11 protein-coding genes and 1 pseudogene are annotated in these 13,909 nt (G+C 62.3%); 6 read left to right on the plus strand and 6 right to left on the minus strand.

Translation table 11 applies throughout. The features are described 5' to 3' along the window. Positions 1-396 precede the first annotated feature (396 nt). Positions 397-2,616 (minus strand): DNA internalization-related competence protein ComEC/Rec2, encoded by a 2,220-nt coding sequence (locus ABE459_RS09685; protein ID WP_323833960.1) that lies wholly within the window; start codon positions 2,614-2,616, stop codon positions 397-399. Positions 2,617-2,760: 144 nt separating this feature from the next. Here ABE459_RS09685 and ABE459_RS09690 point away from each other — a divergent pair, with 144 nt between their 5' ends. Continuing rightward, a complete protein-coding gene (locus tag ABE459_RS09690; protein WP_125463215.1) occupies positions 2,761-3,387 on the plus strand; it encodes a DUF2062 domain-containing protein in 627 nt (208 codons plus the stop codon). Here ABE459_RS09690 and ABE459_RS09695 read toward each other — a convergent pair. The 3 genes from ABE459_RS09695 to ABE459_RS09705 form a co-directional block, all read right to left on the minus strand. Further along, the gene (locus ABE459_RS09695; RefSeq protein ID WP_125463214.1) at positions 3,271-4,050 is read right to left on the minus strand and encodes an ABC transporter permease; all 780 of its coding nucleotides are present in this window, start codon (positions 4,048-4,050) and stop codon (positions 3,271-3,273) included. The two genes, ABE459_RS09690 and ABE459_RS09695, sit on opposite strands and share 117 nt — an antisense overlap. Continuing rightward, positions 4,047-4,979: an ABC transporter ATP-binding protein gene (locus ABE459_RS09700; RefSeq protein WP_125857883.1), complete on the minus strand. Its 933-nt coding sequence runs from the start codon at positions 4,977-4,979 to the stop codon at positions 4,047-4,049. The genes ABE459_RS09695 and ABE459_RS09700 overlap by 4 nt, the downstream gene beginning before the upstream one ends. Before the next feature lie 135 nt (positions 4,980-5,114). Further along, on the minus strand, positions 5,115-5,738 hold the full coding sequence (locus ABE459_RS09705) for a glutathione S-transferase (protein ID WP_323833963.1): 624 nt from the start codon (positions 5,736-5,738) through the stop codon (positions 5,115-5,117). 480 nt (positions 5,739-6,218) lie between these two features. Between ABE459_RS09705 and ABE459_RS09710 the strand changes: the two genes are divergently transcribed. From ABE459_RS09710 to ABE459_RS09730, 5 genes are all read left to right on the plus strand, one after another. Beyond that, a complete protein-coding gene (locus ABE459_RS09710; RefSeq protein ID WP_323833965.1) occupies positions 6,219-6,491 on the plus strand; it encodes a hypothetical protein in 273 nt (90 codons plus the stop codon). Continuing rightward, positions 6,488-6,739: a DUF3077 domain-containing protein gene (locus ABE459_RS09715; protein ID WP_258705997.1), complete on the plus strand. Its 252-nt coding sequence runs from the start codon at positions 6,488-6,490 to the stop codon at positions 6,737-6,739. Before ABE459_RS09710 ends, ABE459_RS09715 begins: the two co-directional genes overlap by 4 nt. A gap of 196 nt (positions 6,740-6,935) precedes the next feature. Beyond that, positions 6,936-9,383, plus strand: coding sequence for an acyl-CoA dehydrogenase (locus ABE459_RS09720; protein WP_258705996.1), 2,448 nt, complete (start codon positions 6,936-6,938; stop codon positions 9,381-9,383). 152 nt (positions 9,384-9,535) lie between these two features. Continuing rightward, positions 9,536-9,946, plus strand: a complete 411-nt coding sequence (locus tag ABE459_RS09725) for a PA2817 family protein (protein WP_258705995.1) — start codon at positions 9,536-9,538, stop codon at positions 9,944-9,946. Positions 9,947-10,038: 92 nt separating this feature from the next. Beyond that, positions 10,039-10,895 (plus strand): IS5 family transposase gene (locus ABE459_RS09730; protein WP_346648018.1). Its coding sequence is split into 2 segments (ribosomal slippage): positions 10,039-10,387 and positions 10,387-10,895, totalling 858 coding nucleotides; the frame shifts between segments, so codons are not numbered across the junction. 236 nt (positions 10,896-11,131) lie between these two features. Here ABE459_RS09730 and ABE459_RS09735 read toward each other — a convergent pair. Further along, on the minus strand, positions 11,132-11,626 hold the full coding sequence (locus ABE459_RS09735; protein WP_346648019.1) for a hypothetical protein: 495 nt from the start codon (positions 11,624-11,626) through the stop codon (positions 11,132-11,134). 5 nt (positions 11,627-11,631) lie between these two features. Then, positions 11,632-13,909 (minus strand): annotated as a pseudogene (locus tag ABE459_RS09740) (sugar-binding protein); the annotation flags it as partial.

Here is a 13,909-nt window from a genome sequence, read left to right on the forward strand (position 1 = left end):
AAAGGCCGCCACTCTACCATACGCGCGCGGGGGGCTCATCTGCCGGAGGTCAGGGAAATCGTAGGGTTCGTCTTGGAATTTGCGGGGTGGCGCAAATCGAGCGCCGCCCGCGCGGCGCATCGCTGGCAAGCCAGCTCCCACATTTGTTTCGGGCCAATTATGCCTGTGAGGGTACCGCTGCCCGCCTTGGTGCATGTCTCAAGTCAAGCGCAGGACCTTCAGCGCCCACTTCAATACCGAGTCGAACCAACAAGGCGGACAGGGGTGAAATCACAGGAGTGACTGGCCCGAAACAGATGTGGGAGCTGGCTTGCCAGCGATGCGCCGCGCGGGCGGCGCTCGATTTGTGCCCCACCACAACGCCCAAGGCATGCACTCCAAACATCCAGCAAATGTTCATTCCTGATCGCGCCAGAACCGCCGCTGCCCCCGCGCGCCCTCCACCCCACCATGGCGCCCCAACCACAACCGCAGTGCGCCCTCCAAGGCCGTGTCATGAATGCTCATACCCTGCCGCCGATAGCGCTCGATCACCTGCGGATGAGGATGCCCGAACCCATTGTGCCGCCCGCGCGATATCAACACCCCTCGTGGGGCCATGGCCCTGATGAGCGCCTCGCTGGACGACGTGCGGCTGCCATGATGCGGCGACTGCAGCCAGTCGATACGCGGATCCTCCGTCGCGGCCAGCCAGGCCCGCTCGGCCCCGGCCTCCATGTCGCCTGCCAGCAACAACCGCTCGCCATTGGCCTCGACCCGCAGCACACAGGAACGCTCATTGCTGTTGGGCCCGCCCGGCCAGTGCCAGAGCTCGAAATCGACACCATCCCACTGCCAGCGCTCGCCACTCTTGCAGGGCTGGCCGTGCAAGCCTGCCGCCAACGCCATCGCTTCGCCGGCCAGCACCCGTTTCACCGGCAGCCCGCGATGAACGGCCCCGGCGCCCCCGGCATGGTCGGCATGGGCATGGCTGATCAGCATCAGGTCCAACTGCCGCACCCCAAGCTTGCGCAAGGTCGGCAGCACCACGCTTTCGCCCAGGTCGCTCTCTCCCATCGCAGGCCCGGCGTCATACAACAGGCTGTGCTGGCGGGTGCGCAGCAACACCGCCAGCCCTTGGCCAACGTCCAGTTGCCAGACTTCGACCTGACCATGCGGCACCTGCTCACGTGGCGCCCACAGGGCCAGCAACAGGACCGCACCCGGCACACGCAAGGGCACGCCCCGAGGCAACAGCACCAGCAACGCGCCAAGCCCCACCAGCAGCCCGGCCCACAGCGGCAGTGGCTCGCCAATCCACGCCGGCACCAGCCCTGCCACCTGGGCAAGCCAGCCAAACAGGCCGTGCAGCGAAGCGCCCGCCAGCCACAACAGCCCCTCCCCCAGCCAGGGCAGCGGCAACAGCGCGGTACCGAGCAAGGCCAAGGGCAGCACCGCCAGGCTCAGCCACGGTACCGCCAGCAGGTTGGCCAGCGGCGCCGTAAGGCTGATCGGCAGGCCCAGCGCCAACAACACCGGCAGTAGGCCCACGGCGATCACCCATTGCGCCCGCGTCCAGGCCTGCCAAGGCTGCCAGGCGCCCAGCCGGGCGGAAAAACACAGCGCCAGCACCGCCACGGCGGCGAACGACAGCCAGAAGCCCGGCAACAGGCTGGCCAGCGGCTCGACCAGCAACACCCCCAGCAGCGCCAGCAACAAGGGCAGCACCACGCCCAGCTGGCGAAAGCGCAGGCGCCACAGCAGTACCACCGCCAGCATCAGGCAGGCACGCTGTACCGGCACGCCAAAACCCGCCAGCCAGCCGTACAGCAGCGCCGCCCCCATGGCCAGGCCGCAGGCCCAGGGCAACCAAGGCAGGCGTCGCGGCCAGGCGCCCAGGCGGGCCAGCCCGGCCACCCCGCCATAGACCAACCCGGCCAGCAGCCCGATATGCTGCCCGGAGATCACCAGCAGGTGGACCGTGCCGGTGGCTTGCAGGGCCTGCCAGTCCTGGCGCGCCAGCCCCGCGCCATCGCCCAGCACCAGCGCCGCCAGGGCCGCCTCACGCCCATGGGCGTCGACCGCCAGCAAGCGTTGGCGGATACCGTCACGCCAGTCATGGGCGGGAGCGCCCAGCCGCTCACCCGCCTTGACCGTGCCGGTCGCGCCGATCCGCCGTGCCAGCAGGGTAGCCTCGCGGTCCGGGCCATGGGGGTTGAGCAACCCATGCGGGCGCCGCAAGTTGACCGCCAGCCGCCAGCGCTCCCCGCCGCGTAACCCAGGGCCATCGAACCAGCTCAGTTGCAACCGCTGCGGCAACTCGGCCCGACGCGAGCTGGCCTGCTCCAGCTCGAAGCGCACACCGTGCTCGGTGCGCGCCGGCAGGCCGACCACCCGCCCCTCCAGCCACAAGGTACGCCCGTCCAGTGCCGCGGCCAGCCGATCATCCAATACCTGCTGCGCCGACCAGCACGCCCAGCACAGCCCCAACAGGTAACAGCCAAGCGGCCAGCCTCGCGTACGCAGGCAGGCCAGCCCCAGCAATGACAATGCAAGCAACCACCCGACCGGTGGCAGAGCAGGCAGAAAGCGCAGGCTCAACAGCCCGAGCGCGAGCGCAAGCATCCCTGTGCGCATGAGATAGAGCTCCAGAAGCGAAAAACGCCCCTGAGGCTTAGCTGATCAAGAGGGAAATTTTGCTAAACAATTGTCACAAACTCTGAACGAGGCTGCGATTCAATCAAGGCATACTGACGCCCTTCAACCCCGCCGGGAGCCCACATGCCGCGCCGTCTGTTCAAACGCTACATGCCGGACCCGACCAGCATCCGGGAGCACAAGTCGTTACGCTTTTTCGGCAAGCTGCTCCACGACCCCAACCTCTGGCACCTCAACCGCCACTCGGTGGCGCGGGCCATGGGCGTCGGGCTGTTCGCGGCATTGATCCCCATCCCCATGCAGATGCTGCTGGCCGCCGCCCTGGCGATCCCGGTACGCGGCAACCTGCCCATCGCGGTGAGCCTGGTGTGGCTGACCAACCCGCTGACCATGCCGCCAGTGTTCTTCGTCACCTACATGACCGGCGCCTGGCTGATGCAGGTACCGCCACGCACGCTGCCCGAAGAGATCACCGTCGACTGGGTCACCGACCAGCTGGCAACGCTGTGGCAACCCTTCCTGCTGGGCTCGGTGGTGTGCGGGGTGGTGCTTGGCGTACTCGCCTACTTCACCACCCAGTTCTACTGGCGCTGGTGGGTGGGCCGGCAGTGGCGCCGGCGCCAGTGCCGCTGCCTACGCCCGCATGCCGCGGCCGCTGACCAGCAGGCGGATACACAGCAGGTAGAGCAGCGCGGTAGCCACCAGCATGAAGGTGATCGCGGTGCCAATGCTGATGTCCGACACCCCTAGGATGCCGTAGCGGAACGAGTTGACCATGTGCAGCACCGGGTTGGCCAACGACACGGTCTGCCAGAACGGCGGCAGCAGGGTGATCGAGTAGAACACCCCACCCAGGTAGGTCAGCGGCGTCAACACGAAGGTCGGGATGATCGAGATATCGTCGAAATTGCGCGCAAACACCGCGTTGACGAAGCCCAGCAGCGAGAAGATGGTCGCGGTCAGCAACACCACCACCACGGTCACGCCCAGGTGATGCACCTGCAAGTGGGTGAAGAACAGCGACAGGATCGTGACGATCACCCCCACCGCCAAGCCACGCAGCACACCGCCCAATACGTAGCCGACCAGGATAATGTGCGGCGACACCGGCGACACCATCAGCTCTTCGATGGAGCGCTGGAACTTGCTGCCGAAGAAGCTCGATACCACGTTGCCGTAGGAGTTGGTGATCACCGACATCATGATCAGCCCCGGCACGATGTACTCCATGTAGGTGAAACCCCCCATGTCGCCGATCTGCCGACCGATCAGGTTGCCGAAGATCACGAAGTACAACACCATGGTGATCGCCGGCGGCAGCAGGGTCTGCGGCCAGATACGCAGGAAGCGCCGCACTTCGCGGTAGACGATGGTGTTCAGGGCCACCCAGTTGGTGCGCAGCTCCACACTCATACGGCCACCTTCGACAGGTTTTTTTCCACCAGGGACACGAACAGCTCCTCGAGTCGGTTGGTCTTGTTGCGCAGGCTCTGCACCTCGATGTTCTTCAGCGCCAGCTGGCCGAACAGCGCGGTGATACCGATTTCCTTCTCTACCTGCACTTCCAGGGTGTGCGGGGTGATCAGCCGGCACGGGTAGCCGTGCAGCTCAGGCGCAGCGGGCAGGTCGTGCTTGAGGTCGAGCACGAAGGTCTCGACATGCAGCTTGCCCAGCAGCTGGCGCATGCTGGTGTTCTCGACGATGGTGCCGTGGTCGATGATGCCGATGTTGCGGCACAGCTGCTCGGCCTCTTCGAGGTAGTGGGTGGTGAGGATGATGGTGATGCCCTTCTGGTTGAGCTCGGTGAGGAAGCTCCACATCGAACGGCGCAGCTCGATGTCCACCCCCGCGGTCGGCTCGTCGAGGATCAGCAGGCGCGGTTCGTGGATCAGCGCCCGGGCGATCATCAAGCGGCGCTTCATGCCCCCGGACAGCGAGCGCGACTGCACGTCACGCTTGTCCCACAGCCCCAGTTGGGTCAGATACTGCTCGGCACGCTCCTTGGCCAGCTTCGGCGGGATGCCGTAGTAGCCCGCTTGCGTGACGACGATGTCGAAGGTCTTCTCGAACTGGTTGAAGTTGAACTCCTGGGGTACCACGCCCAGGCAGCGCTTGAGCGCCGCAGGCTCGCGGTCCAGGTCGTGGCCGAACACGTTGACCGTGCCACTGGTCTTGTTCACCAGGGTGGAGAGGATGCCGATGGTGGTGGACTTGCCGGCGCCATTGGGGCCGAGCAAGGCGAAGAAATCGCCTTCGGCGACATCCAGGTCGATCCCCTTGAGGGCCTGGAAGCCGTTGCCGTAGGTCTTGGTCAGCTGTCGGATGGACAGGGCGGAACTCATAGCGGGTCACGTACCGGATAAAGAATGGTTCAGGACACGCCAGGCAAAGTCACTGGCGCAGTGAGTGCGGCCATGGTGCAAGGGCCGGCCGCACAAGTACAGTCACATCTATTGATAATGACTATCGAAGTGGCGTCACGTCAGGGCGGTCATCACCGCGGCCTGGTAGGCCGGGCGCTGTTTCAGGCGCTGGTACCAGGCTTCGAGGTGGTACATCGCCGGGCGCTCGATGGGCATTTCGAACCAGGCGTAGATGAAGCTGCCCAGGGGGATGTCGCCCATGCCGATCTGCTCACCGGACAGGTAGGGCTGTTTGGCCAGGGTTTCGTCGGCGATGGCCAGCAACTGGGCGCACTGCTTGTGCGCGGCGTTGATCGCCACCCAGTCGCGCTGGTCTTCGGGGGTGCGCAGCAGGCCCCAGAACAATGGGCGGAACGGGGTGGCGAAGGACGAGGTGGTCCAGTCCATCCACTTGTCCGCCAGGGCACGTTGGCGTGGGTCGTCGAGGTACCAGCCCTGCTCCTGGCCGTACTCGGCGCACAAGTAGCGGACGATGGCGTTGGACTCCCACAGCACCAGGTCGCCGTCTTCGAGCATCGGCACCAGGCCGTTGGGGTTGAGGGCGCGGTAGTGGGGTTCGTTGACCACGCCGAAGGCGCCGCCGGCGTCGATGGATTCAAAGTCCAGGCCCAGCTCGTGGGCGATCCACAGCGCCTTGCGCACATTGCTTGAGTTCTTGCGGCCCCAGATCTTTAGCATGGCGATGTCCTTATGAATGCGGGAGGGGGGACAGTCTACTCCAAGCGTTTTTCGCTGCCAGTGAAACCCGGGGGCCGCTGCGCGGCCCTTTCGCGACACAAGGCCGCTCCTACAGAGGATCGCGTAACCCTGTAGGAGCGGCCTTGTGCCGCGAAAGGGCTGCGCAGCAGCCCCAGCATTCTCAAAGGTTGTCAGATTTTTCCGAACCTGAAACCAAATGCTTCAGCCAGCGGAGCTTGGGAACTATCCTACACACCTGCCGGAAGCAGCCGCGTTGTCGGGAAGATACCCCAGGGATAACTTCACCCGGTCGCCACATTTGGTGACCGGGTGTGAGAACCCGACCACATATGACAACCAGCGGTTCCCTAATGGTGGCCGTGTGCGGGCAGACTTCGGTCTGGCCGGGTTTGTCCTATGTCCCGGTTTCTCACCTCGTACACGGCCGCCACCCTCACCTCGTGAGAAAGGATCTGGATGGTGGTTTTCAATGACCGCATAGGACTCTTTATCATAAAAAAAATCGTCCCCGACCCACCCCGCTTCTTCCCCTACCTAACCGTCTCCCCCGACCTCACCCCCGATGCCGCCCGCACCGAAGCCACCCGCCTGATGGCCTGCCTGCGCGAAGTCCTCGACCTGTACTTCGACAACGACCGCGAAGAACAACGCCAGACCCTGCTGAACACCTGCGTCTACCTGAACCAGCTGCTCTACCCCCTGATCCGCCACGAAACGGGAGCACGGCCATGACCGCTCCGACCAACCATGGCAGCACCTCAGGCACCACCCCCTGCCTGGAGCTGTTCCGCATCCAGCCCGGCATCCCCTTCCAGCACGCCTTCGACGAGTTGTCGGTACTGCTTGGCTGCATCCGTCACCTCACCTGCGAAGCCGAAATGGAAAACGACATGCTCGCCGGCAGTTCGGCGCGCATCCTCAGCGCCATGGCCAAGGCGCTGATCGATGACATGGAGCTGGGGATGAATCGCTCCGATTGATCCAATGGCCTCATCGCGGGGCAAGCCCGCTCCCACGATTGGAATGCAGTTCACATGGGTGGGAGCGGCGGTTCGCCGCTGCGACTTGCCCCGCGATGGCCAAACGAACTCTTGGCGCCCCGCCGTGTCAGTCCTCCTAGCCCGTCTAAGCTCTGTGGGTCGGCTGAATGCCCCCCGGTTTCAAGGAGGAAGGATCATGTTGCTGTTGTGGTTGCTGGTACTGGTATTGGGCGCTGCGTACCTCACGCACCGTCGCTTGCCCCCTTTGCAGATCCTCGCGGCGATGGCCGCCTACACCTTGCTGATGGGCCTGTTCAGCCATGCCCCCGGCTGGCTGCTGACGCTGATCTGGGCAGTGATCGCCATAAAAGTCGCCTTCATCGCCCTGCCCGAAATACGCCGCAAGCTGTTCACCGCGCCCCTGTTCAAGTGGTTCCAGCGCACCCTGCCGCCCATGTCGCAAACCGAACGCGAAGCCATCGACGCCGGCACCGTGTGGTGGGACGGCCACCTGTTCAGTGGGCGCCCGGACTGGAACACCCTGCTCGACTACCCGACCCCGAAACTCAGCGATGAAGAACAAGCCTTCATCGACGGCCCCACCGAAGAACTATGCGCCATGGTCAGCGACTGGCAGATCGGCCAGGACCTCGACCTGCCCCCCGAAGCCTGGGCGCATATCAAGCAGCATGGCTTCTTCGCCCTGATCATCCCCAAGGAGTACGGCGGCAAAGGGTTCAGCGCCTACGCCCACTCGCAGGTGGCGATGAAACTGGCCACCCGCAGCGGCGACCTGGCCTCGACGGTGATGGTGCCCAACTCCCTGGGCCCCGCCGAACTGCTGCTGCACTACGGCACCGATGAACAACGCAACCACTACCTGCCGCGCCTGGCCCGTGGTGACGAGATCCCCTGCTTCGCCCTCACCGGCCCGCTGGCCGGCTCCGACGCCGGCGCCATGCCCGATACCGGCATCGTCTGCAAAGGCCAGTGGAATGGCGAAGAAGTCATCGGCCTGCGCCTGAACTGGGAGAAGCGCTACATCACCCTGGGCCCGGTCGCCACCTTGCTGGGCCTGGCGTTCAAGGCCTACGACCCGGACCACCTGCTCGGCGATCAGGAAGAACTGGGCATCAGCCTGGCCCTGATCCCCACCGACACCCCGGGGGTGGAAATCGGCAAGCGCCACCTGCCGATGGGCGCCGCCTTCATGAACGGCCCCAACAGTGGCAAGGATGTGTTCGTGCCGCTGGAGCAGCTCATCGGCGGGCAGCAGATGCTCGGCAAGGGTTGGATGATGCTGATGAACTGCCTGTCGGTGGGCCGCTCCATCTCGCTGCCCGCAGTCGGCACCGGCGCGGCCAAGTACACCAGCCTGGTCACCGGCCAGTACGCGCGTGTTCGCGAGCAGTTCAACGTGCCGCTGAACGCCTTCGAGGGCATCCAGGAATCCCTGGCACGCATCGGCGGCAATGCCTGGCTGATGGACAGCGCCCGCCTGCTCACCGCCAAGGCCGTGGACCTGGGCGAAAAACCCTCGGTGCTCTCGGCGATCCTCAAGTATCACCTCACCGAACGCGGCCGCGAATGCATCCAGCACGCCATGGACGTGCACGGCGGCAAGGGCATCATCATGGGCCCGAACAACTACCTGGGACGCAACTGGCAGGGCGCGCCGATCTTCATCACCGTCGAGGGGGCCAATATCCTCTCGCGCAACCTGATGATTTTCGGCCAGGGCGCCATCCGCTGCCACCCGTTCGTGCTCAGGGAAATGGCCCTGGTCGGGCGCGAAGACCACGACCACGCACTGAAGGAATTCGACGACCTGCTGATGCAACACATCCTGTTCGCCGCTGGTAACGCCGCCAGCACCCTGGTGCTGGGCCTTGGCCTGGGGCATTTCGAGAAGGTGCCGGGCGACGCCCTGAGCCAGGGCTACTTCCGCGCCCTCAACCGCCAGGCGGCGGCCTTCGCCCTGCTGGCCGACCTGTCGATGATGCTGCTCGGCGGCGCACTCAAACGCCGCGAACGGCTCAGCGCCCGGCTGGGCGATGTGCTCAGCTACCTGTACCTGGCCAGCGCCGCGCTCAAGCGCTACCACGACCTGGGCTCGCCCGAGCACCTGCGCCCGTTGTTGCGCTGGGCGCTGGAGGAAAGCCTGGGCAAGGCCGAGCAGGCCCTGGATGCGCTGCTGGACAACTTCCCCAACGCCTTCATCGGCTGCGCCCTGCGCCTGCTGGTGTTCCCGTTCGGCCGCCGCCACACCGGGCCCAGTGACGAACTGGATGCCGAAGTGGCCGCACTGATCGGCCGCTGCAAAGGCGACCCGGCGCTGGAAGAGCTGCTGGCGGGTTGCTTCAGACCTCAGGCCGACGGCGACCCGGTAGCCGCACTGCAGACAGCCTGCGACCTGCTGGACGATGCCGCCCCGCTGCACAAGGCGCTGCATCAGGCCATCAAGGAAGGCAAAGTGCAGGCGGCCCCCGGGCAATCGGTGATCGACGCCGCGATCGAAGCGGGCGTGTTGCAGGCGGAGGAAGGCCAGCGCCTGCATCAGGCCGAGCAGGCAAGGCGGGTGGTGATCGATGTGGATGCGTTCGACAAGGCGCAACTGGAGCCTGTGACAGGCAAGATTCGCTGATCAATAGCGGGGCCGCTGTGCGGCCCTTTCGCCGGTGATGAGGCCGGCACCAGCGACACAAGACGGTGCCCTGACGATCAACGCCGAGTGCCTCACCCGCCCAATCTGCGTATACTCCGCCCCCCGTTTCAACCACCCCGAGGACCGCCGCCATGGCCAACCCCCACCTGGAATACCACCTGCAACTGCTCCACCACCTGCGCACCATCCTGGCCGCGCTGGGTGAAGCCGAACAGGTTCCGGAGGAAAGCCACGCCCTGTTCCTCGAGCGCTTCGACGAGCTGCTCACCCTGCTGCCCCAGGACCCGCTGCAAAGCCAGTACCTGGGCCAGGACCTGATCTGCCAGGTGATCCAACGCTATCCCCAGATCGCCCATCTGGTACCGCGTGATCTGCTGTGGTTCTTTGGCGGGGATTGCCTGCACTTCATGCCGGATGAAGAGCTGGCTCTGTATCAGACACTCGAGGAAAACCGCTACGAGGCAGAACAGAAGGGTGAAAAGTTTGATTGGCATCAAGAGAAGCAACGACTGAACACATCCGCCGAAGGCGATATTCACTAGGCTCTGTCTGAAATCCCAAGAAACTGAAATGTGCCCTCGGAACAGCCTGGGTTCTGTACAGTCGCCGGCCATCTACGGAAAGGAATTCTGTGATGGCAAAGCGTTATGAACTCTCGGATGAAGCGTGGGCAGTGGTCGCCGACCTCTTTACGGCGGCCCACGTCAGGGGCAGGCCCCGCAGCAGTGATCGCTTGATGCTCGATGGTGTGCTCTGGGTGCTCTGCTCAGGAGCAGCCTGGCGAGATATGCCCGAGCGCTTCGGGTCTTGGGCGACGGTCTATCACCGCTTCCGACTCTGGCGAAACCGCGGAACATTCGATCAGATGCTCAGACGATTGCACCTCAGAGTCAATGACAAAGGCTTGATCGATCCCCACACCTGGATGATCGATTCGACCGCTGTTCGAGCAACCCGTGCTTCATCTGGAGCGCGGAAAAAAGGGGGCCTGACGAGCCTGCCGATCACGCTCTAGGCCGCAGTCGCGGCGGCCTGACAACCAAAATCCATATGCTCTGCGACGCCAACGGGATACCGTTGCGCTTCCTTCTCTCTGGCGGCCAAGCCAGCGACATCAGCTATGTCCAGCCGTTGCTTGATGATGTCAGCATCCCGACAAACCAGCGTGGTCGTCCACGCAAACGATGCAAATGGTTGCTGGCTGACAAAGGCTACGACGCCGAGGCCTTGCGCCGTTACTGCGATCGATATCGGATGCAGCCGGTCATTCCGCTGCGCTCAATGAAACGCAAGCCCAAACCCGGCTTGCCGAGACTGTTTGATCGCCCCAAATATCGACAGCGCAACATCGTCGAACGCATGTTCGGCTGGCTAAAAGAGAACCGCCGAATCGTCACGCGCTTCGACAAACTCGCAAAAAGTTATGCCGCAATGGTCTCGCTGGCTTGCGTCATGCGGTGTATGCGACGGCTTTTTTCAGACAGAGCCTAGTGTCCTGTCTCGGAAATACGTTCTCTTTTGGCGAGTGGCTTGGGTGTTCGGGCAAGGCGCCGCGACGAGTCATAGCAGGGCTATGGCGAGGAGTGGCAACGCCGGCCGGACGCCCAAGACGCCTGTCCCTTACAGATCAGCGGAAGCCAAGGTAGATCACCCCTTGAAATGCAACGACCCATGGCAAGATAAAACTTGCCATGGGTCGTATTGATTGCGATCAGAACACGCTTACGTCAGTATCTAATTCTCGTACATGACAACTTCCCGTAGACCTGACTATCACCCCCTCGCAGGTTCTTGTATTCAAGTTTTACACCTGGCGCAACGACAGTTCCTTCTTCCCGATCAAACACAGCCTGAAGCTCTAACTCACCGGTGGTGGTTGGATTCTGTGTGGTGCGGACTTCAAAAATCCAGTTCCCGTCGGTTTCCCGGCATTGCCTATCGTCATAAAACCGCACAAGCACGCCTGAGGGAACGCCATCAAAACTAAAATACCTGGCCTGATCGCTCTTACAAGTCGTATCCCCCATAGCATATGTATAATCTCCCTCCTTCGGTATCAGCTGGCATTTATCACCGGTGTAACCAACTTTTTCCGAAATTTTTATAGCGCCAAGATCCCCAGCATCCTTAGCCCTATAACTCCCCGCCTCCTGAGCAAAAGAGATGACAACCACCGAGGCCGTAGCCAGTGTAAAAATAACAAGGCCTTTAATATAGTTCATGAGGCTTACTCCTTCATAGAGGCTACGGTGAGTTCAGCCAACGGCCCTGCCGGCGAAGTACTGATACGCGTTCCTCCATCGCCCGTCTTGAGCGCGGTCAATTCATCGCCCAGATAGAAGCGTTGTTCTTCATCCGTACCCATCAGGATGTTCTGAGGATTATAGAAGTACGAGACAATTTGTTGTTGTTCCTCGCTCACGGACAACAGCTGATTAAGTGCATTGTACTTGAGCGCACGGCCCTGCTCATCTTTAACCAGATTGCCATTCTCGTCATACTCCAGAACAATTTCTTCCGGGTAGCCGTTCAACGTGCGCACCGACGGATCCGTGGCTTTATTGGTGATTCTGCTCAACTGCGCCGGGTCGTCGCCCTCAAAGTGGTAAGTTGCAGTATTCGAGCCACCGACAAACGTAGTCACCACTTCAGTGATATTATCCAAGGCATCGAAGGTAAACACCTGCCCGGTAATATAGTTGCCATAGGGGTCTTGTGGCTGATAGGGATCATTATCAACCCCACGACCGCTGAAGGTGTACTTCTCCAGGCGCTGGCGCTTGTCGTACTCATACGTTTCGACCCGCAGGTTTACCCCCTTCTCAGACAACGTACGCTTCTTCAAGGCGTCCACATCGTCGTAGAGCTGTATGAGCGTCTGCACCATCGACCCTGCCGTAAACTTGCGTTCGATCTCGCGGTCGAACTCGTCATATTTCAACTCGGTAGCCAGTGACTGACCAGCCTCTCGATCGTGCGTGGTATACGACTGCAGTTGCCCAAGTTCGTAGTAAGTAAAGTCGGTTTCCAGCAACACCTTGCCGGCCCTGTCCTTCAGCGTGGTCTTTTTCAACTGCCCGGTAGGGTAGTAGTCGTTAGTCTGGATTTGGCCCAGCACATCGGTGTACTTAAGCAAGCGGCCTCGGTGGCTGTAAACATAGTGCTGGGTTTGTGGCTCACCGATCGGCGGCGCGTCCTCATCGCCACTCTCGTGCTGTGTCCAGGTCTCACTTTTGATCTGGCCGGTCTGGTGATACTCGCATTTGAGCTTCTGCCAGTGTCGCTCACCTTCGGCTGGCATGGTCCAACCGTCCAGGCGTGCATTCTTCTTGTCGTAGTTGTAGATCACCGCAAGCTCACCAGCAGTAGCCCCCATCACGCGCGATGCGGGGTTCTCGCTGAGCTTGAGCTCATAGGTATAATGAATCTCGCCTTCGGGCGTGCTCACGGTCTTGGGTTTGCGTACCCCGGCATCATAGATATACGCCTGCTCTCTGCCTCCGGTGTTGGAAAGCGCCATCCTGCCCAACCCATCGAAGCCCTGGGTACCCAGTTCCTTCACCTCGGCCAAGGCCGATTGCTGCACGGCGATAGTGATCGGCAAGTCTTCACCACTGTGCTCTGCATAGGTTCGCAGCACGAAGGCACCATCAGGCAATACAGTCTTGACGTTGCGGTTGAAGGGGTCATAGGCAAAACCCGTAGTCCGTTTGACCGTATCACCCACCACCTGCTCAACCAACCGACCGAGCCCATCATGGCCATTGACCTGCAGACTGAGCCGGCCATTGCGCAGATCGCGCCGCTCAATCCGATCCTGCTCGTTGAACCGATTGAGCCAAATCTCGGTAACGCCAGTCTTCTTCGGATTCGCTCCCGAGCCTTCCTCTCGCCAGCTCGACACCCGCTTGCCCTTGCTCTCAGGCGTGCCAACCGGATCGTTCTCTTCGATCAACTTGACGTTGTCGGGCCCCGTCACCGCGCGCTGCTGGCCCCAGATGTCGTATTCGAACGTCGATTTCAGTGGCACAAGTGTCTTCTCATGCCAGTCGTACTCGGTCTGCTCGGTCAATTGCCCAAGCGTGTTGTAGACGGCGGTATACAGCAAACGGTAGTTGCCCGCGTCAAAGTCCTTATCCTGACGCTCTTCTTTCACCACACGATTGAGGCCGTCAAGCGTGGTACGAGTGATGACCTCGTTGACATCCTGCCGGGTCTGCTGCGCCTGATCGGTGGGTTTGCTGCACAAGGTGTAGGTGTAATGGCGTGTCGCCTTGAAGGCGTCATCTGCAGGTGCCACGGTTTCGGCCGTTACCCGGCGCAACTGATCGTACTCGTAGTGGATCTGCACATCGTTGTCGTCCGCATTGAGCACTGGCTCGCCGGTAAGCAGCGAATGGGTCAAGGTCATGGTCTTCTGCCGTGACTCCTCCGGGCTGCCGCCGTCCTTGTGGTCCCAGCCGGTCACGGTCTGGAAGGTCGTCAGCACTGGCTCGTCATCGAGC

This window comes from Pseudomonas sp. TWI923 (assembly GCF_039673365.1).
GTDB classification, from domain to species: Bacteria; Pseudomonadota; Gammaproteobacteria; order Pseudomonadales; family Pseudomonadaceae; genus Aquipseudomonas; species Aquipseudomonas sichuanensis.